Below are 25,243 nucleotides of genomic sequence, written 5' to 3' on the forward strand. Positions count from 1 at the left end.
CGTGTGGTTCGGAGTGCTCGGCGAGCTGCTCGCGCTGCGGGACGGGCGGCGCGTCGAGCTGCCCGCCGGGCGCGCGCGGGCGATGCTCACCGTGCTGCTCGTGGAGCTGGGCGAGGTGGTCCCGCTCCGCGTGCTGAGCGAGCGCGTGTGGGGGCCCGATGCTCCGCCCAGGGCCGGGAACACCTTGCGCGCCTACGCTTCGCGGCTGCGGGAGGCTCTGCCCGGTGTGGAGGTCGAGCGCACCGGCGACGGCTACCGGCTCAGCGTGCCGGAGGAGGACGTCGACCTGCACCGCTTCCGCGCGTTGGCTGCTCGGGACCCGGGCGCCGCTCTGGCGCTGTGGCGCGGAACCCCACTGTCCGAAGTGGACAGCCCGTGGGCTGATGACGCGCGGACCGCGCTGCTCGCCGAGCGGCTCAGCGTCGCGTTGGACCACAACGACGTCCAGCTCCGCGACGCCGGGCACGGCGGCCTGCTGCCGAACCTCCTGTCCTGCGAGGTCGAGGACCCCGCGCACGAGCGGCAGATCGGTCAGGTCCTGCTCGGGCTCTACGGCTCGCGGTCAGCACCGTCCGGCCCGGTCCCGCGAGAACTCCCTGAAGCACCAACGGGTTTCGTCGGTCGGGGCGGTGAGCTGGCCGCGCTCGAACGGCGGTTCGCGATCCAGCGCGAGGAGGGCGCCGTCACGCTGTCCGTGCACGGGCGGCGCGGGGTCGGCAAGAGCTGGCTCGCGCTGCGGTGGGCGCACGACAACCTGGATCGCTTTCCAGATGGGCAACGCTACGTCGATCTCAGCGGGCCTTCCGTTGAGCCTGCGGAGTCCGAGGGGCGGATGCTGCTCGTGCTGGACAACGCGCGTGAAGTCTCGCAGTTGCAACCGTTCCTGCCCGACGATCCCGCGTGCACCGTGCTCGTCACGAGCCGGGAGGCGATCACCGTCGGCGGCGCACAACCGCTCCGGCTCGATCCGCTCGGCGAGCGCCACGCGCGGGACTTGATCACCGAACACCTTGGCGCACAACGCGTCCAGGCCGAACCGGCGGCGGTGAACGAGCTGTTGAGCTACTGCGACGGACTGCCGCTCTCGCTCGGGATCATCACCGCGCGCGCAGGTGCGGCTCCTTTGGCGGAGCTGGCGAAGCAGCTGCGCGAGTACGCCGCGCAGCTGGCCTGGCTGGACGCCGACGACGCTGAGCTGAACCTGCGCGTCGTGCTGACGGTCAACCAGTCGCCCGCAGCTCCCGGGGAACCAGGACGACTTCGCAGTCTCGGGTGACGAGGACCTTGGCCACGTCGTCGCGGCTGGGCACCTCGTACATCGCGGGCAGCAGCAGTTCCTCCAGCACCGCCCGCGCGGCCCTCGCGCCCGTGCCCAGGTTCAGCGCCCGCTCGGCGATCGCCGGGAGCGCGCCCCTGGCGAACTCCAGCTCCACTCCGTCGTAGCGGAACAGCTCGCGGTACTGGCGCACCAACGCGTTGCGCGGCTCGGTCAGCACGCGGGTCAGCGTCATCCGGTCCATCGGCCGCACCGAGGTGACGACCGGCAGGCGGCCGACGAACTCCGGGATCAGCCCGAAGTCGACCAGCTCGCGCGTGGTCGGCCGGTCGCTCTCCGGCTCTTGGCGGACACTCCCGAACCCGATCGAGGTGCCGGTCTTCCTTTCCAGGCCGGGGAAAGCGCCCGCCGCGATGAACAGCACGTTCTTCGTGTCGATCTTGAGAAATTCCTCGTGCGGGTGCTTGCGGCCACCCTGCGGCGGCACGCTCGCGACCGTGCCCTCCAGGATCTTCAGCAGCGCCTGCTGCACGCCCTCACCGGAGACGTCCCTGGTGATCGACGCGCCCTCGCTCTTGCGGCCGATCTTGTCCACCTCGTCGAGGTAGACGATCCCGCGCTCGGCCCGCTCCATGTCGTAGTCGGCCGCCTGGATGAGCTTGAGCAGGATGTTCTCCACGTCCTCGCCCACGTAGCCCGCCTGGGTCAGCGAGGTCGCGTCCACCAGCGCGAAGGGCACGTCCAGCAGCTTCGCCAGCGTCTGCGCGAGGTAGGTCTTGCCGCAGCCCGTCGGCCCCATGAGCAGCACGTTCGACTTGCCCAGCTCCGTGTCTCCGCTGTCTCCGGCTCGCTTGTAGTGGTTGTAGACCGCCACCGAGAGAACGCGTTTGGCCTCGTCCTGGCCGATCACGTACTCGTCGAGCTTCTCCCGCAGCTCACGCGGCCTCAGCAGGCGCGCTTCCGGGACGGGCGCGGCTTCCTCCTCGTTGGCCAGCTCCGTGCACAGCCCGACGCAGCCGTCGCAGATGTAGACGCCCACAGGCCCCGCGATGAGCCTGCGCACCTGCTCCTGCCCCATGCCGCAGAACGAGCATTTCGGCAGGTCCTGACGCACGGCAGCCTCCTGAGTCACGCACTGAGATGATGCGCCCAGATGTTCAGATCATCCAGCCTACCTCCCCCCGCCCCACCCCCGAAGTCCACTTAGCCCTGAACGGGTCGTTTGGTGCGTTGAGCGCACTAAACGACCCGTTCAGTGCCCTCAGCGCACCAAACGAGGCGTTCGCGGGCGACGCGGTGGCTCGCGGGCGGCAGCGCGGGGAGCGGAGTGCCACCGCGCGCGGGTCAGTGGGCGCTGAGCAGGGAGTAGCAGGCGAGGTGGAGGGCGAGGCGTTGCTCGGGCGAGTCGAGGTCGACGCCACGCGCGCGAATGCGTTCGATCCGGCTGAGCACGGTGTTGCGGTGCACGCCGAGCCGAGCGGCGGCTTGGCCGGTCGAACCCGCGCAGTCCAGCAGCGCGACCAACGCGGCGAGCAGCACGTCAGCGTCCGGAGCCGCGAGCAGGTCGGCCAGAGCGACGCGCGCGGCGGCGGCGACATCGGACACGGGAATGCAGGCGAGCACGGCACGTGGACCTAGAGCACCGAAAAGCTCAACGGTCTCACCGTCACGGCGACCGGCGACGGCAGCGGCGAGCCGGGCCTCGTCGACGGAGCGCCGCAAGCCAGGAACTCCTTCTCCCGCAAGGCCAACGCCCGCGGCGAGCTGCAAGGGACGCGTGGCCGACAGGTACGGGCGGAGCAGCGAAGCGAGAGCGGACGGCCCCTCCGCCCCGGTCCACCAGCTCACCCAACCCTCGCCGCGCGGGATCAGCGGCAGGTGCGGGAAAGCCTCCTGCCACGCCGCGATCACCCGGGGCGCCGCCGCCTCCAGGTCAGCGGCCTCGCGGACCTGGAGGAACACCGCGATGTGCGTGCCGTCGACCGACCACCCGGCCGCACGCGCCGCCTCGGCATCACCGTTCTCGCCGAGCAGCTGGTTGAGCAGCACGCGATCGCTCGCCGACTGCTGCACGGGGCGCAGCCACGCGCGACCGACGCACGCGGCCAGCGGAGCACGCGCCAGGCCCAGTACCGTGCGCACGGTCAGGGACCACGACGGCGACCACGCGGCGAGCTGTCCGACCAACCGCGCCCACGGTCGGCCGTCGGGGCCGGGCACGTGCACCTCGACGCGACGCTCTCCGGAGGCCTGATCAGCGGCGGCGCGCCCGGCGAGCACGTGCCCGTCCTCGGCGATGAGCGCGACCTGCACGCCGGGGACCTCGGTGTTGATCACTCCGACGATGTCGCGGAGGGTGCCGCGTTCCCCGAAGAGCACGGCGCAGCGCGCGGTCAGCCGTGCGCGCGCCGCATCGGTGTCGGCAACGGCGGCGGACAGCTCCAGCGCGTGCCGCGCGGGGTCGGCGACCACGAACAGCGGCACGCGGAGGCGCTCGGCGAGCTGCGCGGTGGGGTTGCCGACGGCGATGTCGGCGGGGGCGATCACGCAGGAGGCGTTGCGCTCCCAGGCCAACCGCAGCGCGGACTCCAACGCCCACGCGCCCTGCGCGGCGGTGCCGTGCAGCACCACGGCGGAGTGCGGCTCGCACTGCCGGATCTCCTCCAGCTCGGCGACCAGGACGACGCCCGCGACCTGGCGGTCCAGCTCCTCCCCCGCGAACACCTTGGCCTGGCCGAGCGGCCCGAACTGGACCAGCTCGGCGACGCTGAGCTGCTCGACGACGTCCTTGCGGATCACCTGGCGCCCTCCTCGCGTGGGTGCTCGACCGGGAAGCCGAACGCGCGCGGCCCGGCCAGCGCCAGTCCGGCGCCGCTGTGCCACATCGGGTCGGCGGGCATGACGAGCACGTCCACGTCGTTGCCGACGGCGACCCGCTCCAGGCCGACGATGTGCGGTTCGCGCTGGTCCAGCAGGCACAGCACGTCCGGGACGGCCGCGCTGACCACGCCGTCGACCACCGCGAGGAAGATCTCGCTCTGGCCCTCCAGCCTGATCATCCGCCCGGCCGGTCCAGGCTCTGCGACCACGACGCTGGTCGGCGCGGCCGGGTACTGCCGCGCTCCGACGGTCCTGGTCGCGTGGCCGAGCTCGACGACCCGTCCGCCGCCCAGAACCCGCGCTCCCGCAACGGAAGCGAGCCCGGCCAGCAGCGTGGCGCGGTCGGGGGCGCCGAGCAGCAGCCTGCCCGCCTCCACCACCCTGCTGGTCGAGCCCCGGATCGCGCACTTCGCCAGTTCGTCCACAGTGGACGGATAAGTGGCGCACAGCATGAACCCGCCCGCGGCCTGCATCGCCGAGCGCAGCAGCAGCTCCGAGCGCGCGGTGGAGGTGTCCAGCACCATCACATCCCCGGCGAGGCTGACGGCGGCGAGCGGACCGATCGGCAGCCCGGCCAGCGCGTAGGTGGTCTGGCTCACCAGCGGCAGAACGCGCCCCATGCCGTCGCAGTCGACCAGCGGCAGACCGAGCGCAGAGGCGGCGGCCACGGGCGCGAAAGCGTTGGGGCCACTGGCGTTCAGCGAGACGATCGCGTCGACACGACGGCCCAGCCGGGCTTCTAGCGCGCGCACCGCGGCGACCGCCTCGTCGCCGGAGGGCGGCAGTTCGAGCATCGGGCCGAAGCCTCCGATCGCCCCGATGGCCACGCACAGCGCGTCGCCGTCCAGCTCGTCGAGGCCGACCATGCGCACCGGCCCGCGCTCGCGCAGCAGTTCGGCGATGTTGGCCAGCGCGCCGTCGAAGTGCGTGCTGCCGGCGGAAGAACACGTCAGCTGGCTGCCCGCTTCCAGCGCGGGCAGGTCGTCAACGGTGATCTCGGTGATCACGCCCGCTCCCCCTCCGGCTCGCTGCTCGCGCGCACGTGCAGCCGGTAGACGTCGCGCCCCAGGAACGCCAGCGCCGTCGCGACCGAGCTGATCACGCGCTCGCTGCCGGGGTGAGCGCCCGCGGCGGCGACCAGGGTCATGGCCTGGCGCTCGGCGAGGTGTTGCTGCCGTTGGAGTTCCTCCAGCGTGTCAGCGGGAACCACGATGTCCAGCCAGGCGCTCGGTTCGCTGCACGCGGCGCCGACCGCGCTGGCGTTGGCCTCCGAGCGCATCGGCACCAGCTCGGGGATGTCGGCGCACAACCGGTCGGCGACCTCCGTGCCCTCGCGGTCGAACGCGGCGACCACGCGCGGACCGACCAGCGTGCGCAGCTCGGCGGCGAGCGCGGGTTCGGCGGCACTTCCCCGGACGTTGAGCACCGGGATCGGGCTCACCGTGCGGACGCTGAGCTTGCCCGCCAGGTCGGGGGCGATCATGGGGAGCCCGGCGTCCACGCGGCCGAGCGAGATGAGCCCGCGCGCGGCGAGCACCACGTGCGCGTCCAGCCTGCGGGTCAGCACGGCGGAGCCGGTCAGCACGGTCGCGGCGTCCGAGCCGAGGCTGCGCACCGGGACCGAGCGCAGCCGCTTCGCCGACACCCTTCCACCATCCCCGGTGGCGAACCAGCAGCTCGGCGAACCGGGCACCGCCGCCGTCACGCGCTCGCAGCGCTCGATCAGATCCTCGGCGGTGGTCAGCAGAGCGGCGTTGATGATCGTCGTGGCGTCGCGTTCGAGCAGCCCGAGCCCGCCCGCGTCACCGGAGAGGCGGATGCGCAGGTCAGGGAACTCCTCGCGGAGCCGGGCCGCGATGGCTTCCTCGTGCGCGACGCTGTTGGAGGCCCCGGTCGCGGTGATCGTGAGCGTGCCCAGTCCCGCCGCGCGCGCCTCGGTGGCCGCGCGCACCGCCGCGTCGAGGTCGACCGGAACCAGCTCCGAGCCGAAGAGGTCGTGTCCGCCGGTGACCGCTCCGCGCCAGGACACCAGGGAGCGCACCAGCTCGGAAGGATGCGCGAGCGCTCGCGGCGCGCGCGGCAGGACCAGCAGCGATGCGACCGGCACTGCGGGCAGGACGGTGAACGGCGGCGGGGAAGGGGCTCGTGGACCGACCGCCAGCAGGGCGTGCTCGAACAGCTCCGTGACGCTCCAGACGACGGAGTCCACTGTGGACGGTGCGGCGGCGGCGAGTTCGCGCACGAGCGCGGGAAGGCCGCGCCAACCCCCGTCCGAACGGCGCGCGGCGGCGAGCACCTGGCCGGAGTGCGCGAGTGCGGCTTCGGCACCGGACGCGCCCAGCCGGACCCCGATGCGCATGAACTCCCCCGATGGCCGTTCGTCGGCTCCCGGCAGAGATCAATACACCGTGGCGGCTCCCCTGTCGAACCGCTGTCAACCGTCCTGAGTAGTCCAACCCCGGCTCCCGCCCTCCCGGCGGAGGTGCGGGGCTAGGTGGGCGGAGTGCGGGCGGTGTACTGCCGGAGCGCGTGGCCGGGGCTGACGTTCCCGTCGAGCAGGTCGGCGTCGACCAGGCGGACGTCACGCTCGGCGGCGGGACCGTAGCCACCGCCTCCGCCGGTGAGGCAGCGCACCACGTCGCCGGCGCGCAGGCGCAGGCCGTTGCACTTGAGCAACCGCCGTTCATCCTGCCGCCCGGGGTTGACGACCACCTCCGGAGCCACCGCGCCCGCACCGCCGAAGAGCCCCCACGCGGGAGTCACGGAGCGCTCGAACCACAGCGACAGCGAGCAGTCCTCCAGCGCGACGTACTCGCGGACCACACCGTTGCCACCACGCCACCGCCCGGCCCCGCCGGAGTCCGTGCGGATTCCGTACTCCGTGACGCGCAAGGGAAAGCGCGTCTCGAAGACCTCGATCGGCATGTCCTTCAGCGAGCCGTTGACGTTGTTGATCAGCGCGGTCTCCCCGTCGCCGCCGTCCCACGCGCCCCACCCGCCGAGCGTGGCCTCCAGGCTCACGTAGTCGCGGCCGGTGCGCGGATCGGCCCCGGCGTACTGCACGATCATCGAATCGCCGTGGCTGGCGGCAGCGACGCGCTCCGGCATCGCGGGCGCCAACGCTCGCGCGACCAGGTCGATTAGCAGGCCCAAGTGGGAGAAGTACCACTGGCACGCGGCCGGAGCCTGCGCGCCGAACACCGAGCCCTCGCGCACCTCGACGGTGAGCGGGCGGAACGAGCCGCCGTTGCCGGGGATGTCCGGGCTGACGAGCATCTTGTAGCCGACCCGGCACGCCGAGACCGCTTGCGCCACACCGCAGTTGACCGGCCCGACGGTCTGGTCGGCGGACTCGGTGACGTCGAAGACCACGTCCTCCCCGGAGACAGTGATCTTGAGCCGCACCGCGACCGGCGTCTCCAGGTCGATGCCGTCGTTGTCCAGGAAGCCTTCCGCGCGGTAGACGCCGTCCGGGATCTCGCGCACCACCGCGCACTCCAGGCGCTCGGTCTGGTCGAAGATCTCCTCGGCCGCCGCGCGCAGCACCTCCGCGCCGAAGCGCTCGACGATCTCGGCGAGCCGCCGCTGACCGATCTCGATGGTCGCGGTCATCGCGTTGAGATCACCCATCGTCGGGTACGGGAAACGCACGTTGGTGCGCACCGTGTCCAGCACGCCGTACACCGGCTCGCCGCCGGAGATCAGCTTCTGCGGGCCGAGGCGCAAGCCCTCCTGGAAGATCGTCACCGAGTCCATCGAGCCGCCGGGGTCCTTGGAGCCGACGTCGATCCAGTGCGCCCTGGTCGCGGTGAAGCCGACGAGGCGCCCGCCGGTGAAGACCGGCCCGAACACCGTCACGTCGTTGAGGTGGGTGCCACCCAGGTAGGAGTCGTTGAGAATCCACACGTCCCCCGGCCGCCACACGTCGGCGCCGAAGCGCTCCTCGGTGAAGCGCGTGCAGACCTCCAGGTTCCCCAGGAAGATCGGCAGCCCCGCCGACTGGCCGAGCACCCGGTGCTCGGCGTCGAGCAGGGCGACGACGCAGTCACCGCACTCGTAGATCACCGGCGTGTACGCGGAGCGGATGAGCATCGCGTTCATGTCCTCGGCCGCCGAGGTGAGCGCGTTGCGGATGATCTCGACTGTGACCGGGTCAATGCTCATCTTGTCTCCTCGATCACCAACGAGCCGAGTTCGTCCACGCGCACCCCGTACCCCGGCGGGACCACGGTCGTCGCAGTGGCTTCGAGCACCAGTGCTGGGCCTTGAAAGGCATGTCCAGCAAGCAGATCCGCGCGTTGAACGATCAGCGACTCGACCGCTTCACCGTCGAAGACCACGGCGCGGCGGGTGCGCGGGAACTCCCCCTCAGCAGTGGCCAGCCGCTCGGAGTCCGGCTTGCCCAGGTCGCCGTAAACGGTGGTGCGCAACGCCACGAACTCCACCGGAGCACCCGGGTTGGCGTGCCCGTGGCGTTGCTCGTGGAGCTTGCCGAAGCGCGTCGCGATCACGTCGAGGAACTCCGGCCGCACGGGCTCGTCGGCGCTCGTCAACGGCACGGTGAGCGCGTATTCCTGTGCTGCGTAACGAAGATCGACCGCGTGCTCAACACGCCGAGCAGCCTCAGGAACGCCTTCGCTGTCCAGCGCGCTCAGCCCGCGCTCGGCGAGCCCGACCAGCCGGCTCGCCAGCTCGACGCCGTCCACGTCCGCGTCCAGGCGGTAGTACGGCTCGGTGAGGTCGCGGCGGATCTCGGTCTGGAGCATGCCCCACGCGGAGAACGCCCCGGGGAAGCGCGGCACCACGACCTCGCGGATGCCCAGTTCGCGCGCGAGGAACACCGCGTGCATCGGCCCCGCACCACCGAAAGCGACCAGTCCGAAGTCCCTCGGCTCGATGCCGCGCGCCACTGTGATGGTGCGGATCGCCTGCGCCATCTTCGCATTCGCCACCGCGCAGATCCCTTCCGCAGCAGCGATCGTGTCCATCCCGAGCGCGCCGCCGAACTCCGTGACGACCTCGTGCGCTGCCTCCGGGCGGAGCGTGACGCGCCCGCCCGCGAAGGACTCCGGCTCGATCCGGCCGAGCACCAGGTTCGCGTCGGTGACCGTGGCCTGCTCCCCACCGCCGCCGTAGCAGGCAGGACCGGGCCGCGCCCCCGCCGACCGCGGACCGACCCGCAGACCACCCGCCTCCACCCACGCCACCGACCCGCCACCGGCGCCGACGGTGTGGATGTTGACCGCGCTCATCAGCATCGGCAGCCCGTCCAGCCGCACCTCCGGCGCCACGTCGGGCTTGCCGTCCACGACCATCGAGACGTCGAAGGACGTGCCGCCCATGTCCACGTAGATCAGGTTCGGCCGCGCCATCGCCCGCGCGAGCGCGACGCCGCCCATGGTCCCGCCGACCGGCCCCGACAACAGCGTCTGCAACGGCCGCCGCCGCGCCGACTCCGCGGTGATCATGCCTCCGGAAGACTGCATCACGTGCAACGGCACGCTCGTCCCCCGTCGCGCCAACTCCTTGCCGAGCCTTGCCAAGTACGTGCGGACGGCCGGTCCGATGTAGGACTCCACCACTGCGGAGGAGGTCCGTTCGTACTCGCGCCACTCGTTGGCCGTCTCGTGCGAGAGCGACAGCGCGACGTCCTCGCCCAGCTCCTCGGCCAAGATCTCCCGCGTCCGCAGCTCGTGCGCCGGGTTGAGGTGGCTGAACAGGTAGGCCACCGCGATCCCGCCGAAGCCCTCGTCCCGGTAGCGCGTGGCGGCGGTGCGCACGGCGCGCTCGTCCAGCGGCTCCAGCTCGGCACCGGAAGCGTCCAGCCTGCCGCCGATCCCGGCGATGTCGCGGCGCGGCACCAGCGGCTCCGGCTTGCGGAAGTGCAGGTCGTACATCCTGGTCCGAGGCCCGCGCGCGATCTGGTAGACGTCGCGCGCACCCGCCGAGGCCAGCAACAGCACGCGCACGCCGCGCCGCTGCAACAGGCTGTTGAGCCCCTGGGTCGTCCCGTGCACCAGGAACGAGATGTCGGCGGGCCGCTCGACCACCGAGGAGACCGCTTCCAGCACGCCCTCGGCGAGATCGGCGGGTGTCGTCGGGTACTTGCCGATCCGGTACCGCTTGCCCGTTTCGTCGTAAACGACCACGTCGGTGAACGTGCCGCCGATGTCCATCGAGACCCGTGCTCCGCCCATGGCGCGGAGGGTAGACAGCGGCCGAATGGATCTTCTGTGCACGAACGACAGCCAGGTGCGCCCGCGCAGTGCATCGCGCCTACCTGGGCGGCGAACCTCGAACATGACACCTAGACATCCCATGTCTAGCGGCCCGCACAGTGCGGCCGACTCACGCTGTGCTCAACGCCCACTCCCGGAGTGGTGTCACTTCATAGAGTGATGACCTCATTGTCTGTAGCCGACCGTGTGCCCTCGGTCGTACCTGGCAGGCCGGAAGGGAGAGCAGCACGATGACCGCTCTTGACCGCGCGGAGGCCACCGACGTGGACTTCCAGGCCTGCCAGATCCTGTGCCTGGACCTGCCGCCGGAGATGCCCGCGGTCCGGGTCGTGCACGAGCTGGACGGTGTCGCGAGCCCGGTGCGGCCCGCGCGACTGCTGGAGGTCGGGCACGCGATGTGGTCGCAGTGGACCGCCGATCCCGAGCACGACAAGCCCGAGGTGCTGCTCGGCCTCGAAGGCGACGGGATCGTGCCCACGCTGGCGTTGTCGCTGGCCTCGGGGCTGCCGTACCACCTGGCGTGGCGGCTGAACCAGAGCCGGCTGCCCAGCCCGCGCGGCGCCGAGCTGTTCACCTACAACCAGCTGGCGGGCACCCGCGTGCTGGTCGTCGACGCGGCGTTGTCGGACAGCCACATGATCGCCAGCCTGGTCGGCGTGCTGCGCGAGGAGGGCGCCACCGTTGTCGGTGTCGCGTGCCTGTCGGAGGACCCCGCCGGTGTCGGCCGCCGGGTCGTCGAGGCGGCCGGAGTGCCGATGACGGCGCTCGCCTACACCAGATGACCCGATCGGGCGCAACGTTTTCCCTGTTCAGCGGCTTGACGTTGGCGCAGGCCGAACTACTGTCCTAGGGCGTCGCCCCGACAGCCCCTCCCCCGTTCCGGCTGTCGCCGGCGGCTGCGAAGGGAGAGGGTCGCGGTGCTTCCCGTCGACAGCACTTTGCTCAGCCTGAACATGCACGTCCAGCGCGAGCTGCGCGGTTTCGCCGTTGTGGTCACCGTGTTCGGCGAGGTCGATCTCGCGAGCGGGCCGGTCCTCAACACCGAGGTCGCCACCGCTTCCGCGCTCGCCACCCCGCCCGCCCCGGTGGTGCTCGACCTGACCCGGGTGGAGTTCTTCTCCTCCGACGGCCTCACGCTGCTGGCCCACCACCACGAGGTCTGCGCCGGTCAGCGCACGCCGCTGCGCGTGGTCGCCACGACGCCGCCGGTGCTGCGCCCGATCAGCCTGACCGACCTGGACCGCACCCTCGACGTGTTCGGCAGCGTCGCCGAGGCGCTCAGCCTGCCGCCCACTCCCCGGGACGGTTCCAGGCGCTGAGTTCGAGGCGGCTCTCGAAGCGCCGGGGTTCTCCGGTCACCGGGTCGGTGAAGGCCAGCACCTTCGCCAGCAGTTGCAGTGGCCGCGTGAAGTCGTCCAACGGTTTCTCGGTCAGCACCGGGTAGAAGTCGTCGCCGAGGATCGGCACGCCCAGCCCGCTCATGTGCAGGCGCAGCTGGTGCGTGCGCCCCGTCCTCGGCTGCAACCGGTAGCGCCCGACCTCGCCCCGGCGCTCCGCGAGCTCGACGAGCGTTTCACTGTTCGGCGCCACGTCGGGAACTTCGGTCGCCGTGATCACGCCGCGCTCCTTGACGATGTGACTGCGCACCACGCACGGCAGCTCCAGGCCGGGATCGTGCCGCGCGATAGCCTCGTATTCCTTGTGCACCAACCGATCCCGGAACATCGTCTGGTACTTGCCGCGCAGTTCGGGTCGCACCACGAACATCACGAGCCCGGCGGTCACGCGGTCCAACCGGTGCGCGGGCACCAACTCCGGCAACCCGAGGTCGTGCCGCAGCTTCACCAGCGCCGTCTCCATCACGTGCTGCCCGCGCGGGATCGTGGCGAGGAAGTGCGGTTTGTCCACCACGAGCAGATCGTCGTCCCGGTGCACGATCCCGATATCGAACGGCACTGGCACCTCCACCGGCAGGTCCCGGTGGAACCACACGTAGGAGTCTGGCCGGTAGGGCGTGTCTCCCCGGATCGGCCCGTCGAGCCCCACGATGCGGTCTTCGCGCAGCATCATGTCAATCCGCTCCGGCGCCACCCTCGGCAACCGCTCCACGAGGTGGTCCCGCACCGTCGCCCACTCCCCTTCGGCGGGCAACCGCAGGCGCGCGGGATCGAGCCCGTTGCGTTGCGGCAACGGAGGTGTGGGCCGACGTCTCACCGCGTCACCCTAGCCCGCTCAGAACGGCGCCGGTTCCGCGATCGGCACCGGGTGCACGTCCTCGGTCTTCCCGTTCGGCGTCGTCCAGGTATGCGTCCCGTCGGGTCGGTTGGCGCACTTCCAGTTCGAATGCGTCTTCATCCGATGATGCCTACGGCACTTCGGCCGCAGGTTCTTGAGTGTCGTGTTCGTCCCGTCGAACGGACAGCAATGATCCAGGTCACAGCGATGAGCAGGCTGGTTGCACCCGATCGCCATACACGTCGGATACCTGGCGGCGATCAACTCCCGCTGTTTCGGGGACGGCCGGTAGACGTGGCTGATCTCTTCAGCCATGCCGGTCATGGGGTCAGTCAAGATCCGCTTCCAGATCCCACCCGCTGCGATATCCCGGCCGATCCGGGCAGGAATCGGCCCGTAACCACCAAGGATCGCCGGATCGTTGGTCATCCCGAACGCCGAGGTGATCGGCATGGTCAGGTACACCATCGTCTGACCCTGCGGCGCCGGAGTGTCATGGCCCAACAACAAGTCCCGGGCGACATCGGAGCGCTTCTGATCCAGAGTCCGGTCATCCTTCGGCAGGGAACGGGCGATGCGGTTCACGTGGTCATACACCATCGCCGCATCATGGGCGGTCATCATCAACCGGAGCAGAGCCATACCGTCGTCCAGGTTGATCTTCTCGACCATGCGGGCCTTGCGCTTCTCCGTGAACCGACGCTCAGCGGCCTTCGGATCGAGTCGGTGGATGAACCGGACCGCGTACTGACGGGTGGTCGAGTAGGAGTTCTTCTCCGCATGCGCTAGCAGGGCTTCTTCGGCGATCGCCGCATGCGCGACCGAGAGAACCCGCAACAGATCGATGATCATGAGCGCTTTGCCCTCATCGACCCGGCCTTCGACCATCGCCTTCAACACTCCCGGGCGGGAGGTGAGGTCCGTGGCACGGTCGATCAACCAACCCGCTTTCACCCGTGATACGCGCAGTTCACGCATCAACAGCTCTTCAGAGAATTCCCGATCACGAGGCTCAAGATCGGATACATAGTTGAGCAGGGTCACCGAAAACTCAGCCACGGCTTTACCGATGCCCGCGAAGGCCGTTTTGAGGACGGCGTCAGGGTCCATACTCCTATTCTACGTGAATAAAATAGTGGATCATGGCCCTAAAGGATGAATTGCCAGGCGCCGACAACGCCGAAAACGCAACCCCAGACTAAAGCGAGCCGCACACGAAACCGGGTCGGCTTTACCTGGGGTGCGCGTGCCATACGCTTGTCCGCGAGGGCCGGGATCCATCCCGTGCCCGCCCGGCCTACCACGGCACGCGCAAGGGGCCCCAGGTCAAGCCGACCCCCACGCTGGAACCGACGCGGGCTGGAAGCCCAGCCGCCCCCCACCAAGAAGCCCAGCCAGTGCAAGCTGGAAGCCCAGCCGTCCCCGCCCCGGAAATCCAGCCGTACCCCCGCCGGAACCCCAGCCGTACCCCACCAAAACCCCAACTACTTGTAAGCAGTGACAGCAGCCATCCGATCCGCCCACCAATAAGTGCAGTCCGCCGGAGGCTGCAACCCCGTGACCAACTCCACCTTGAACGACGAAAAGTGCTCCAACAGCGCCCGCTGATGCGCCCGGCTCAACGAATCGATCTCATTCGTGTAGTACGAGAAGATCCCCCCAGGCTTCAGATGGGCAGCCGCGGCCGGGAAGAAGTTCGCGGCCAGCGTCACCACCTTCGGTCCCAGCGTCTTCACGAACTCGTCCTCGTTCGTCGGGTACGTGTCGTACAGGATTCCGTCGAACTGCCCCAGCCCACCGATGACGTCCTGCCACCCGCCGAACGCCAGCCGGATGTCCGCACCAGGTCGCTCAGCACGCCAGGCAGCGAACCGCTCAGCCACACCCTCGTTGATCTCGATGATCGTGTGCGACCGAACACCGCAGTCCTGCACATAGCCAGCCGAGATCCCCATTCCGAACCCGACCTCGAGAATGTCTCCGCCGCTTTCACAGGCGTTCACCGCGAGCTTGTGCATGAGCGGGTGTTCCCAGTCCTGCATCACCTGCTGGCCCTCGATGAGCAGCTGTGACGAATCGCTGTAGTCCGCCCCGCTCGATGACCAATCACTCCGGATCAGCGGCCGCGACGCACCGTCGACGAACTCCTGCTGAATGGCTTCCAAATGGTGAAGGTCCGACGCGAACTCCGCGACCGCCCGGCCGAGCAGCAGGTTGCGCTGACCATTTCCCTTCGCCCGCAGGAAATCCGGGCGCTTCATGTCGACCTCAACGGTGAAGTCGGTGAACGTCCGACGCATGTGCACGCTCCCAGCAATCGAGTTTGTCCTGCTCGAAAGCTAGGTCGCGGAACCGGACAAAAGCGAGAACCGTGCGGCACCGGACGCGAACCACACGGGTGCCCACTCGGTTCCCGAGCGCCGATTACCGCCCAGTGGGTCAGGAGTAGAGCTCCGGGCGCCGGTCGGTGAGGTAGGTCGTCTCCGCGCGCGCCTTGTCCACCAGCGACAGGTCGAGGTCGGCGACCACGAGACCTTCGCCGGAGTCGCGCCCGGCGACCACGACGCCGTCCGGGCCGACGACACGGGTCCGGCCGCAGTAGCTCAGTTCGCGCTCGCTGCCGACCCAGTTGGTGTAGGCGAGGAAGAGCTGGCTCTCGAACGCGCGCGCGGGCACGAGCGTCTGCGCGACGAAGTCCCACGGTGACATCAGCGCGGTGGGCACGAGCAGCAGCCGCGTGCCCGCGAGCGCGTGCGCGCGCACCGACTCGGGGAATTCCACGTCGTAGCAGATGATGATTCCGACCGGGACGCCGTCGAGTTCGGCGCGCACCACTCCGGTGTTTCCGGCGCTGAACGCATTCCGGTCGATATCGCCGAAAAGGTGCGCCTTGCGGTAAGTCGCCAGCGCCGAACCCGAGGAATCGACCAAACGCGCGGAGTTGTACACCTCGCCAGCGGAAAGCTCGGGCCACCCGTGCACGATCGCGATGCCCGCGCTCGCCGCGATCTCGCTGACCGCCTCGCACATCGGGCCGTCGACGGGCTCGGCCAGCTGACGCAGCCTGCGCGCTCCGAGGTGGTAGCCGGTCAGCGACATCTCCGGCGTGACCAGCAACGATGCTCCCGCGTCCGCCGCTTCACGAGCACGCTCGCTGAGTGCGAGAAGGGTCGCGGGCACGTCGGTTCGGCGGGCGGTGGCCTGCCAGCAGGCGATCCTCATCGAGTGCGTTCCCTTCGCGGCGAATTCCACGGCGAACACTATCAGCAGCGCCCCGCCAGTTACTTCACGATGGGCGCCAGGTGGAACGCCGCCCCTTCAGCGCTTCCCGGCACCGGCATAACCTCGGTTTTGGCGATACTTGACCGGACATGGGTCAAGGCGTCGACATCGAACGACGGATCACCTGATTCTTCTTCCGAGGGGTATCCGCCTCGATCAGGACCAGGAAAGGAGTTCGATAGTGATGTCAGCTGGGAAGTCCTCAAGGAAGTCCGCGAAGATCTTCGCGCCCGACGCGGTGCTCACGGTGGCCGAGTTCGAGCAGTCCGCGCTGCGGGTGGCCGACGCGCTGCGCGACCGCGGCGTCGGCTACGGGGACCGCGTGCTGCTCAAGGCGGACAACTCCATCGCCTACCTCTCGACCCTGTTCGCCCTGATGCACCTGGGCACCTCGGTGGTGCTCGTGGACCACCAGGAGAAGGCCGACCAGACGCAGCGCACCACGCGCCAGTCCGGGGTCAAGCTGGTCATCGTCGACGACGACGCCCCGATCGCGGTCGGCGAGCAGGTGGTCAACACCTACGAGCTCGCGGTCTCCGCGGCCGGCCGCGAGCCGATCGACGAGCGCCTGGACTTCAGCGCGTGGGAGAAGCTCCCGGACGCGCTGATCATGTGGTCCTCCGGTTCGACCGGCGTGCCCAAGGGCGTGGTGAAGAACGGTGGGCGCTTCCTCAAGAACCTCCAGCGCAACGCCGATCTCGTCGGGCACAACTCCGGCGACGTGCTGCTGCCGCTGCTGCCGTTCAACCACCAGTACGGCCTGTCCATGGTGTTGATCTCGTGGTTGGTCGGCTGCTCGCTGGTGGTCGCGCCGTACCGCAGGCTCGACCGCGCGCTGCGCATCGCCGGGATGACCGGCGCGACCGTGGTGGACGCCGCCCCCTCGACCTACCGCAGCATCCTCAACATCGTCGGCAAGCGCCCGAGCGCGGTCGGCGAGTTCAGCAACGTCCGCATGCTGTGCAGCGGCGCCGCCCCGCTGGAGCCGGGCCTGGTCGAGCGCGCGGTGGAGACCTTCGGGATGCCGCTGCTGGACAGCTACGGCAGCACCGAGATGGGCAACGTCGCCTTCGCCACCGTGGACAACCCGGTCGGCGCGGGCCAGGCCGTCGAGGGGCTGCGGCTGCGGATCACCGCCGAGGACGGCGCCGTGCTGCCCGCTGGCGAGATCGGCGAGATCGAGGTGCTCGACCCCGACCTGATGGAGGGCTACCTCAACGCCGACGGCGCGATCGAGCCGGTCGGCCGCGACTGGTACAAGACCAACGACTTCGGCTACCTCGACGAGCACGGCAACCTGTTCATCGCCGGGCGCAAGATGGCCGTGCACCGCAACGGGCACACGCTGCACCCGGAGATCATCGAGCACGGCCTCGCCGCGAAGGGCTGCGTCGCCAAGATCGTCGCGACCCCGTGCGAGCGCAGGGGCTCCAGCCTGACCTTCTTCGTCCAGGACGAGCACGGCCGCGACAGCGGGTACTGGCGCGAGCTGATCTGCTCGGTGCTGCCGCCCTCCGAGCAGCCGAACCGGGTGAGCGTGCTGGAGCGCTTCCCGCTCAACCGCAACGGCAAGTTCGACCGCAAGCAGCTCGAAGCGCTCGCCGTCGCCGAAGCGGCCTGAGGGGGTTCGGCATGAGCACCGCGATCGTCTTCCCCGGGATGGGGCCCTCGCGCTTCTCCGAGGTCGGCCGGTTCATGATGGTCAGCCCGTACGCCAGGCGCAGGCTCGCCGAGGCCGACGCCGCGCTCGGCTTCTCCGTGCTGGAGGCGCTGCGCGAGTCCGGCGACGGCTACACGGCGGCCTCGCAGGTCGCCTTCGTGGTCAACTCGCTGGCCATGGCGGACTGGGCCGAGGACGTCCTCGGCGAGCGGCCGGAGCTGTGCGTCGGCCCCAGCTTCGGTGAGCGCGCCGCGGCGGCCTACTCCGGCGCACTGCCCTTCGCCGAGCTGGTGCGCCTGACCGCCGAGCTGGCCGAGTGCGAGCTGGAGTACTACCGCACCGAGCACTCCGACCTGGTCAGCCAGTTCATCGTGCGCACGCCGCTGGCGGGCCTGCACGAGGTGCTCGCCGGGATGACCGAGCGCGGTGAGTGGCACGAGATCTCCGCGTACTTCGACGAGGACGTCCACCTGGTCACCATGGCCGAGGAGCACCTGGACGGCTTCAAGCGGCACGTCCGCGACCTGGGCGGGTACTCGCTGACCACGATGAGCCCGCCCGCGCACGCCCAGGTCCTCCAGCCGCTGCGCAAGCGCGTGCAGGACGAGGTGTTCCCGCGCTTCTCCTTCACCCCGCCCGCGCTGCCGGTGATCTCCGACCAGGACGGCTCGCTGGTGACCACCGGCACGGACGTGCGGACGCTGCTCGTGGACTCCGTCGTCAACCAGGTGCACTGGGGCCACATCACGCGGACCTTGCTGGAGCGGGGCGTGACCCGGCTCTGCGTGGCGGGGCCGGACCTGTTGATCCACCGCCTCGGCACGCTGAAGAAGACCTTCGAGCTCGTCTCGGTCGGCCCGAAGGACGCGATGCGCCCTCGTCGCCCCGCCCGGCGACACGTCGTCGCCCGCTGAGGCCGACCGCGAGGGCCCCGGACGCCCCCGGGGCCCTCGCCCCGCGCCGAGTGTCCACAGAGGACGGTTGAACGCCACCCGCGCACACCGCAGGCGTGCGAGGGTGGCTTTCGCACGCTCGGGGAACCCCCGCTGTCAACGATGTCGCAAGTGGTCGGGAATCCACAAGGCGGACAAGGGGTCCGGGTGGTTCTCCACTCCGGGAACAAATCCGGTGCGCCCGTGGTTAGCATCGGTGTGACCGGTCCCGCGCGGATCCGGCGCGGCGTCCCGCCTCATCTGACCACAGTGGACGGTGTCGCGATCCGGTCACGCGAAGGTCACCGCACGAGTTCCTCCAGCGCAGGCGCGACCGTGGCGGAGGGTGTTCGGGACATGATCCGCGAGACACCCGCGACAGGTGGCGGAAGGGCTGGGACCGGATGACCCCGGGGGACGTGGCGATGGACGACGGACGGCGGGACCGGCACCGACGATCGGGGGCGGCGGTAGCCGGGCCGGGCGGCGGAGCGCGGCGACGAGGTGTTCGCCGCCGGTGACACGGAGCGTAGAAGGGCAGCTGGCAAGCATGCCACTACGCTCTGTGATGAAAATCAAAGGTTTTAGCCCAAATGAACTAAGGGCACCCCGGCGCGAGCAGTCCAGTTTGGCGAACTACACCTCACCCAGCTCGTACCTTTTACAGTAGGGTTCCCCCGTTTGGGTGGACCCGTAGCTGAAGGGGCGGATAACGCGTCACACCTGCCGCGCGATGACATCCCTACATGTGTGGCCCTCGTTGACCGGTGAACTACATCACTGAGGGCGACCGATTGACCAGCACGGGAACGACAGAGCTCCCTCCGTCGTTGCACTCAGTAAGCACGACACTCAAGGCGGGCGGCCTTGAGCCGAGCGAAAGGACACCGTCATGGCCGACCGCGTACTGCGGGGCAGCCGGCTCGGGGCGGTCAGCTACGAGACCGATCGGGACCACGACCTCGCACCACGCCGCACCATCAGGTACGCCTGCCCGAAGGGGCACGACTTCGACGTGCCCTTCGCCGACGACGCGGAACTCCCGCCCATCTGGGAGTGCCGTCTGCACGGGCTGGAGTCCAAGCTGATCGACGGCAAGGAGCCCGAGCAGAAGAAGAGCAAGCCGCCGCGCACGCACTGGGACATGCTGCTGGAGCGGCGTTCCATCGCCGAGCTGGAGGAGCTGCTCTCCGAGCGGCTCGAGCAGCTGCGCGGCAGGCGCACGCGATCCAGCGCCTGACACCCTCAGCGCGCACCAGGAAGGGCCGTCCGGATCTCCCGCCCGGACGGCCCTTTCGCGTGTCTGAGAACTCCGGCGCTCAGGACCTGGTGAACAACCGCTTCACCTGGGAGGCGCGGTGCTTGATCCCCCACTGCGCGACGCGGAAGAGCGCCTCGCCGATGATGCCGCCACCCATCTTGGAGACGCCGATCTCGCGCTCCACGAAGGTGATCGGCACCTCGGCGACCCGGAAGCCCGCGAGCACGGTGCGCCAGGCCAGGTCGATCTGGAAGCAGTAGCCCAGCGAGTCCACGTCGGTCTGGGTGATCTTCTCGAGCGCTTCGCGGCGGTAGGCCCGGAAGCCCGCGGTGATGTCGTTGATCCGCGCGCCGAGCGCGACCTTCGCGTAGGTGTTGGCCACCTTCGACAGCACCCAGCGCCGCTTCGGCCAGTTCACCACCTTGCCGCCGGGGATGTAGCGGGAGCCGATCACCAGGTCGGCGTCGCTGAGCGCCTCCAGCAACCGCGGCAGGTCCTCCGGCGCGTGCGAGCCGTCGGCGTCCATCTCCACGATCACGCCGTAGTCGCGCTCAAGGCCCCAGCCGAAGCCCGCGATGTAGGCGGCGCCGAGCCCGGCCTTCTCCGTGCGGTGCATCACGTGCACGCGCTCGTCCTCGGCGGCGAGCTTGTCGACGAACTCGCCCGTCCCGTCGGGGCTGCCGTCGTCCACCACCAGCGCGTGGGTCTCGGGCAGCGCCTTGTGCAGCCGCTCGATGATGGGCCCGATGTTCTCCCGCTCGTTGTACGTGGGGATCACCACCAGCACCCGGCCGAGATCGCCGTCGACGCTGTCGCGCTGGTCCGACATCCGTTTCCTCCCCGCCGGGGACCCCGGCGTTTCCCTGTCTTGCTCCACTAGCCGTCCGACCCGGTCCGCGTGGCACGACGGCGCCGCAACGCCGAGACCGCGCACAACAGCAGCGCCGCCACCGCGATGGCCACCGCGGTCCCCTGCGGCCAGCCACCGAGCCGAGTGGCCAGCGTAGTCGTCGACCTCAGCGGGACCGCCGCCACTAGGACGTCCGAGGTGAACAGCTCAGCCCTGCGGGTGACCGAGCCGTCCGGCATGACCACCGCGCTGACCCCGCTGGTGGCGGTCACCAGCACCGCGCGACCGTGCTCCACGGCGCGCAGGCGGGACATCGCCAGCTGCTGCTCGGTCATCTCCGTGCGGCCGAACCAGGCGTTGTTCGTGGGCACGACCAGCAGCTGGGCGCCGGCGCGGGCGGCTTCGCCGAGCACGCCGTCGTAGGCCACCTCGTAGCAGATGCCCACGCCCACCGGGACCTTCCCGACCTGCTGGAAGCTGGTTCCGGTGCCCGGCGTCATGTCGCGGAAGCCGTCGACGAAGGGCGTGAAGAACCGGGCCGCCGCGCGCAGCGGCACGTACTCGGAGAACGGGACGAGCTCCTGCTTGGCGTAGGTCTGGCCGCGCCCGGTGGTCGGCGACCACACCACGGTGACGTTGCTGGTGGTGCCGTCGGGATTGGCCAGCCGGGCTCCGATCAGCGCGGGCACGCCCAGCGAGCGCAGCACCTCGTCCAGCTCCGCGTCCTGGGAGGCCGAGCGCCCGAGGTCGGTGGCCGTCTCCGGCCAGACCACCAGGTCGGGCCGGGGCACGCGCTGCTCGCGGATGTCCTCGACGAGCTGCCGGGTGCGCGCGAGGTGGTTGGCGCGGATGTCGCCGATCTGCTCCATCAGCGCGAGCCCGGCATCGGGCGCGTTGCCCTGCACCATGGCCACCGTGATCGTGCCGTTCTGCGCGAGGACGCCGACGGACGGCCAGGTGATCAGTCCCGCCACCAGCGGGAACACCACCAGCGCGATCGAGGAGTACCGCGCGCGGGCCACGGCGGCGAGCGCGCAGCCGGTGAGCACGACGGCGAAGCCCACCAGCGCCGAGCCGCCGATCGAGGCGAGCGCGAGGTAGGGGCCTTCCGGCTGGGTGAACCCCGCGCGGCCCCACGGGAAGCCGTTGAGCGGGAACGACGCGCGCAGCAGGTCGCCGCACACGTAGACCGCGGCCATCCAGACCGGAGCGAGCGGCAACGTGCTGACCACCGCCATGCCCGTGGTGGCGACCGCGATCAGCAGGGCCTCGATCAGGCTCAGCGTCAGCCAGGGCCACGGACCGAACGCCGAGCCCAGGAAGTGCTCCAGCCAGAACAGCAGCGGCAGCAGGTAGGCCAGGCCGAAGAGGAGGCCGTACCCGAATCCGGCCCGCGCGCGGCGCCCCCACAGGACGGCCGCGAGCAGCGCGAACGCGATCGGGGCGAGCCACCACAGGGTGCGCGGCGGCGAACTCGCGTAGAGCAGTCCGCCCGCCAGGACGGCGCCCACGACGCGGAGCAGGACCGATCGCGAAGATCTCCGCCTGGCGGGCTCGGGGGCTGCGTGCTCGGGCTCGGGCGTCACGGCGGGGGCGACCACCTCACAACCCTACGTACCTCGTTCGTGTTTCACTTCGGGGGTGCGTATCGAGTCGGGTCAGGTAGCCGTCATCACCGGAGCCGCGCAGGGCATCGGTGCCGCGTTCGCGGCGGAGCTCACCGCACGCGGGCTCTCCGTGGTCCTGCTGGACCTCGTCCGGGACACCGTCGAGCGAACAGCCGCTGAGCTGGGCGAACGCGCCTTCGCGGTGGCCGGTGACGTGAGCGAGCCCGAGGTGCTCGCCGACCTCGCGAAGCAGACGCTCGACCGCTTCGGCCGCGTCGACCTGGTGATCAACAACGCCGGGATCAGGGGCTCCGGGGAGCCGGTCTGGGAGATGCCCGCCGCGCAGTGGGAGCGGGTGCTCGGCGTGAACCTGCTCGGCGTGGTCAACGGCATCCGCGCGTTCGTGCCGCACCTGATCAAGGCAGGCAGCGGGCACGTGGTGAACGTGGCGTCGCTGGCCGGGTTGTCCGGCGCGCCGAGGCAGAGCGCCTACGCCGCGAGCAAGCACGCCGTGGTCGCGGTGTCGGAGATCCTGGCCGGAGAGCTGGAACAGGTCGGCGCGGCCGTGGGGGTCACCGTGGCGTGCCCCGGCTTCGTGGACACACCGTTGGTCGCCGACCTGCTCGCCGCTCCGAAGGCCGAGCCCGGCTCCGAGGCCTACGAGTCGCTCGCGCGCGGCCTGCCCGCCGGGCGCTCCGTCGAGGAGTTCCTGGAGCAGATGCGCACGCTCGTCGACACCGCCATCTCCGCGCCCACCGCCGTCGAGCGCATCCTGCGCGCCGTGGAGCGCGACGAGCTCTACGCGCTGCCCAACGGCGACCTCGAAGACACCGCCCGCGACCGCGCCCACCGCGTCCTCAGCGCCCTCGCCCGTGCCCAATGACTCGTTCAGCACGCTCAACCACATGAACGAGTCGTTCACGACGTTGAGGTACCTGAATGAGTCATTCAGGGCGCACGACGTCCCGTGAACGACCCGTTTGGTGCGCTCAACTCCCCCAATGACCCGTTCAGTGCGTTGAGGACCCTGAACGGGTCGTTTGGTGCGTTGAAGTACCTGAAAGGGCCGTTCGGGGAGTTGAGGTACCTGAAGGGGTCATTCGGGGAGTTGGGGGGCCTGAATGAGTCATTCGGGGCGTTGAGCGCGGGGGCCGTGGGGTGTGGGGCGGAAGTAGGGTTGGGGGTATGCGGCGGTGGTTGGCGGCCTTGGCGGTCGCGGTGGTGACGACCGGGGTGGGGATCGCGGTGAACATCGCGACGGACCAGGGGGCGAACGCGTGGGCCTGGGTGGCGGTCGCGGTGCTGACGCTCGCCGCCGCCGGGATCGCGGTGTGGACGGCGGCACCGGTGGCGACGCCGACAGCAGTGGTAACGCCGACGGCAGCGCCAACGGTGACAGCGACGACATCGACGGCGACGGCAGAACAGCCAATGTCAGCCGTGCCAACGGCGGGACAGCCCACGGCAGCGGTGCCAACAGCGGAACAGCCCACTTCAGCGGTGCCAACAGCGGAACAGTCCACGGCAGCACAGGCCACGACCGCACAGGCGGTTGAGCGGCCGCACCGGAGCAGCGTCCGGAACACGGTCACCGGTGACGTCAGCGGGATCGTGATTCAGGCGGGCACGATCAACGGGACGATTCGCGACGATTGAGCAGCTGCATCAGCGGACCGGTCACGGCGGTCGTGATGAGCGCGATCAGCACCAGGATCGTGAAGCCGAGGTCGTTGACGAGCTTGTACTGAAGGCCGATGGTGGCGATCACGAGTTCGGTGACGCCTCGGCAGTTCATCAGTGTGCCGATCCTCAGCGAGTCCTTTGTGGACATTCCGGCGAGCTTCGCCCCGCCACCGGCGCCGACGAACTTGACGACGGAGGCGACGAGCAGCAGGCCGAGGAACAGCAGCCACGGCCCGACTCCGCTGAGCAGGCCGAGCGAGGTGCTGAGGCCGACCCCGGCGAAGAACAGCGGCAGCAGGATGGTGACCGCGAAGCCTTGGAGCTGCTTGCTGATCCGCTCCACCGCCAGCGAATCGCGGGGCACCACGACACCGAACAGGAACGCGCCGATCACCGGGTGCAGGCCGATGACCTGGCTCAGCGAAGCGAAGCCGATGGCGCCCGCGGCGAGCACGGGAAGCAGCAGCTGCTCCCCCGCCGGGGTCCGTTCGCAGCGGCGCACCACGGCGGCCAGGGCGGGGCGAACGCAGAGCACGGTCACCAGGATGAAGGCGGCGGCCATGCCGACGACGGCCTCGACGGAGCCGCTTCCGCTGAGCCCGGTCAGCGCCAGCAGCACGGTCAGCGCGGCCCACGCGGCACCGTCACCGACCGCCGCGCAGGTCAGCGCGAGCCTGCCGATCACGGTGTCGTCCAAGCGGAGGTCGACGAGGATGCGCGCGAGCACGGGCAGCGCGGTGATCGCCATGGCCAGGCCGAAGAACAGCGCGTAGGCGGTGGTGCTGCCGAAGCGCCCGGCGAGCATGCCCTCGGCGGCCAGCGCCACGCCGACCCCGGCGACGAACGGCAGGCCCATGCTGCCCGCCACGGTGATCCACACGGTCTTCTGGTGCCTGCGCACCTCGTCGAGCCGGAGTTCGCAGCCGAGCAGGAACATGAACGTCACCAGGCCCAGCTGCGCGGTGACCTGGAGCGTGGAGAGCACCTCGGCCGGGAACAGCCACGCCCGCCCGGACGGCCAGAGCGCGCCGAACACCGAGGGCCCGAGCACGAGCCCGCCGAGGATCTCACCGACGACCGGGGGCTGGCCGAACTTGCCGAGCAGCGCGGCGATCAGGTGGCAGACAAGCACGATCACCGCGACTGCGAGCAGGAACCGGGCGATCGGGTCGAAGCCGCCGTGCGGGCCGGTCTCGCTGGTGAACAGCTCGGGACCCCACACGGTCAGCACCAGGCCGAGCGCGATGAGGCTGCCGAACGCGCCAAGCGGGACAGCGTGCCGTTTGGCCTTCTTGGTCGCTTCGAGGGTCATCTCGGGTCCGTTCGCCAGGGTGGTCG

21 protein-coding genes are annotated in these 25,243 nt (G+C 70.1%); 8 read left to right on the top strand and 13 right to left on the bottom strand.

Features of this window, described 5'->3' with window-relative positions; all coding sequences use genetic code 11:
• The first annotated feature begins 1 nt into the window (after position 1).
• Positions 2–1,276: an AfsR/SARP family transcriptional regulator gene (locus ABD798_RS12815; RefSeq protein ID WP_344874173.1), complete on the top strand. Its 1,275-nt coding sequence runs from the start codon at positions 2–4 to the stop codon at positions 1,274–1,276.
• Here ABD798_RS12815 and clpX read toward each other — a convergent pair.
• The 6 genes from clpX to ABD798_RS12845 all read right to left on the bottom strand — a co-directional run bounded on the left by clpX (position 1,221) and on the right by ABD798_RS12845 (position 10,353).
• Positions 1,221–2,408, bottom strand: coding sequence for an ATP-dependent Clp protease ATP-binding subunit ClpX (gene clpX / locus ABD798_RS12820; RefSeq protein WP_425549211.1), 1,188 nt, complete (start codon positions 2,406–2,408; stop codon positions 1,221–1,223). The genes ABD798_RS12815 and clpX overlap by 56 nt on opposite strands.
• A 212-nt stretch (positions 2,409–2,620) precedes the next feature.
• Positions 2,621–4,075, bottom strand: coding sequence for a PucR family transcriptional regulator (locus tag ABD798_RS12825; protein ID WP_344874175.1), 1,455 nt, complete (start codon positions 4,073–4,075; stop codon positions 2,621–2,623).
• A complete protein-coding gene (locus ABD798_RS12830) occupies positions 4,072–5,163 on the bottom strand; it encodes a DUF917 domain-containing protein (protein WP_344874177.1) in 1,092 nt (363 codons plus the stop codon). The genes ABD798_RS12825 and ABD798_RS12830 overlap by 4 nt, the downstream gene beginning before the upstream one ends.
• A complete protein-coding gene (locus ABD798_RS12835) occupies positions 5,160–6,515 on the bottom strand; it encodes a hypothetical protein (RefSeq protein WP_344874179.1) in 1,356 nt (451 codons plus the stop codon). Before ABD798_RS12835 ends, ABD798_RS12830 begins: the two co-directional genes overlap by 4 nt.
• A gap of 131 nt (positions 6,516–6,646) precedes the next feature.
• A complete protein-coding gene (locus ABD798_RS12840) occupies positions 6,647–8,320 on the bottom strand; it encodes a hydantoinase B/oxoprolinase family protein (RefSeq protein WP_344874181.1) in 1,674 nt (557 codons plus the stop codon).
• Positions 8,317–10,353: a hydantoinase/oxoprolinase family protein gene (locus tag ABD798_RS12845; RefSeq protein WP_344874183.1), complete on the bottom strand. Its 2,037-nt coding sequence runs from the start codon at positions 10,351–10,353 to the stop codon at positions 8,317–8,319. The genes ABD798_RS12840 and ABD798_RS12845 overlap by 4 nt, the downstream gene beginning before the upstream one ends.
• 272 nt (positions 10,354–10,625) lie before the next feature.
• On the opposite strand from ABD798_RS12845, the gene ABD798_RS12850 reads away from it, so the two are divergent.
• Both ABD798_RS12850 and ABD798_RS12855 read left to right on the top strand, forming a co-directional pair.
• Entirely contained in the window at positions 10,626–11,177 is a 552-nt protein-coding gene (locus ABD798_RS12850; protein WP_344874185.1) for a phosphoribosyltransferase, read from the top strand.
• Positions 11,178–11,312: 135 nt separating this feature from the next.
• Complete coding sequence (locus ABD798_RS12855) at positions 11,313–11,714, top strand: anti-sigma factor antagonist (RefSeq protein WP_344874187.1); 402 nt, start codon at positions 11,313–11,315, stop codon at positions 11,712–11,714.
• Here the strand turns inward: ABD798_RS12855 and ABD798_RS12860 are convergent.
• The 4 genes from ABD798_RS12860 to ABD798_RS12875 all read right to left on the bottom strand — a co-directional run bounded on the left by ABD798_RS12860 (position 11,674) and on the right by ABD798_RS12875 (position 15,882).
• Complete coding sequence (locus ABD798_RS12860; protein ID WP_344874189.1) at positions 11,674–12,609, bottom strand: pseudouridine synthase; 936 nt, start codon at positions 12,607–12,609, stop codon at positions 11,674–11,676. The genes ABD798_RS12855 and ABD798_RS12860 overlap by 41 nt on opposite strands.
• Before the next feature lie 18 nt (positions 12,610–12,627).
• Positions 12,628–13,740: an HNH endonuclease signature motif containing protein gene (locus ABD798_RS12865; RefSeq protein ID WP_344874191.1), complete on the bottom strand. Its 1,113-nt coding sequence runs from the start codon at positions 13,738–13,740 to the stop codon at positions 12,628–12,630.
• A 374-nt stretch (positions 13,741–14,114) separates the two neighbouring features.
• Positions 14,115–14,930 (bottom strand): class I SAM-dependent methyltransferase, encoded by an 816-nt coding sequence (locus tag ABD798_RS12870; protein ID WP_344874193.1) that lies wholly within the window; start codon positions 14,928–14,930, stop codon positions 14,115–14,117.
• 139 nt (positions 14,931–15,069) lie between these two features.
• Positions 15,070–15,882, bottom strand: coding sequence for a carbon-nitrogen hydrolase family protein (locus ABD798_RS12875; RefSeq protein WP_344874195.1), 813 nt, complete (start codon positions 15,880–15,882; stop codon positions 15,070–15,072).
• Positions 15,883–16,096: 214 nt separating this feature from the next.
• On the opposite strand from ABD798_RS12875, the gene ABD798_RS12880 reads away from it, so the two are divergent.
• The 3 genes from ABD798_RS12880 to ABD798_RS12890 all read left to right on the top strand — a co-directional run bounded on the left by ABD798_RS12880 (position 16,097) and on the right by ABD798_RS12890 (position 19,744).
• Positions 16,097–17,533: a class I adenylate-forming enzyme family protein gene (locus ABD798_RS12880; RefSeq protein WP_344874197.1), complete on the top strand. Its 1,437-nt coding sequence runs from the start codon at positions 16,097–16,099 to the stop codon at positions 17,531–17,533.
• Between the two features lie 11 nt (positions 17,534–17,544).
• Entirely contained in the window at positions 17,545–18,486 is a 942-nt protein-coding gene (locus tag ABD798_RS12885; protein ID WP_344874199.1) for an ACP S-malonyltransferase, read from the top strand.
• A gap of 910 nt (positions 18,487–19,396) precedes the next feature.
• Positions 19,397–19,744 (top strand): RNA polymerase-binding protein RbpA, encoded by a 348-nt coding sequence (locus ABD798_RS12890; RefSeq protein WP_086824644.1) that lies wholly within the window; start codon positions 19,397–19,399, stop codon positions 19,742–19,744.
• A 79-nt stretch (positions 19,745–19,823) separates the two neighbouring features.
• On the opposite strand, the gene ABD798_RS12895 is transcribed toward ABD798_RS12890, so the two are convergent.
• Complete coding sequence (locus ABD798_RS12895) at positions 19,824–20,594, bottom strand: polyprenol monophosphomannose synthase (RefSeq protein ID WP_344874204.1); 771 nt, start codon at positions 20,592–20,594, stop codon at positions 19,824–19,826.
• 47 nt (positions 20,595–20,641) lie between these two features.
• Positions 20,642–22,216 carry an apolipoprotein N-acyltransferase gene (gene lnt, locus ABD798_RS12900; protein ID WP_344874206.1) on the bottom strand — a complete coding sequence of 525 codons (1,575 nt, stop codon included), beginning with the start codon at positions 22,214–22,216 and terminating at the stop codon, positions 20,642–20,644.
• Between the two features lie 40 nt (positions 22,217–22,256).
• On the opposite strand from lnt, the gene ABD798_RS12905 reads away from it, so the two are divergent.
• On the top strand, positions 22,257–23,105 hold the full coding sequence (locus ABD798_RS12905) for an SDR family oxidoreductase (protein ID WP_344874208.1): 849 nt from the start codon (positions 22,257–22,259) through the stop codon (positions 23,103–23,105).
• A gap of 302 nt (positions 23,106–23,407) precedes the next feature.
• Complete coding sequence (locus ABD798_RS12910) at positions 23,408–23,878, top strand: hypothetical protein (RefSeq protein ID WP_344874210.1); 471 nt, start codon at positions 23,408–23,410, stop codon at positions 23,876–23,878.
• Here the strand turns inward: ABD798_RS12910 and ABD798_RS12915 are convergent.
• Positions 23,853–25,217: a cation:proton antiporter domain-containing protein gene (locus tag ABD798_RS12915; RefSeq protein WP_344874212.1), complete on the bottom strand. Its 1,365-nt coding sequence runs from the start codon at positions 25,215–25,217 to the stop codon at positions 23,853–23,855. The genes ABD798_RS12910 and ABD798_RS12915 overlap by 26 nt on opposite strands.
• Positions 25,218–25,243 lie beyond the last annotated feature (26 nt).

It is taken from the genome of Allokutzneria multivorans (assembly GCF_039537405.1).
GTDB classification, from domain to species: domain Bacteria; phylum Actinomycetota; class Actinomycetes; order Mycobacteriales; family Pseudonocardiaceae; genus Allokutzneria; species Allokutzneria multivorans.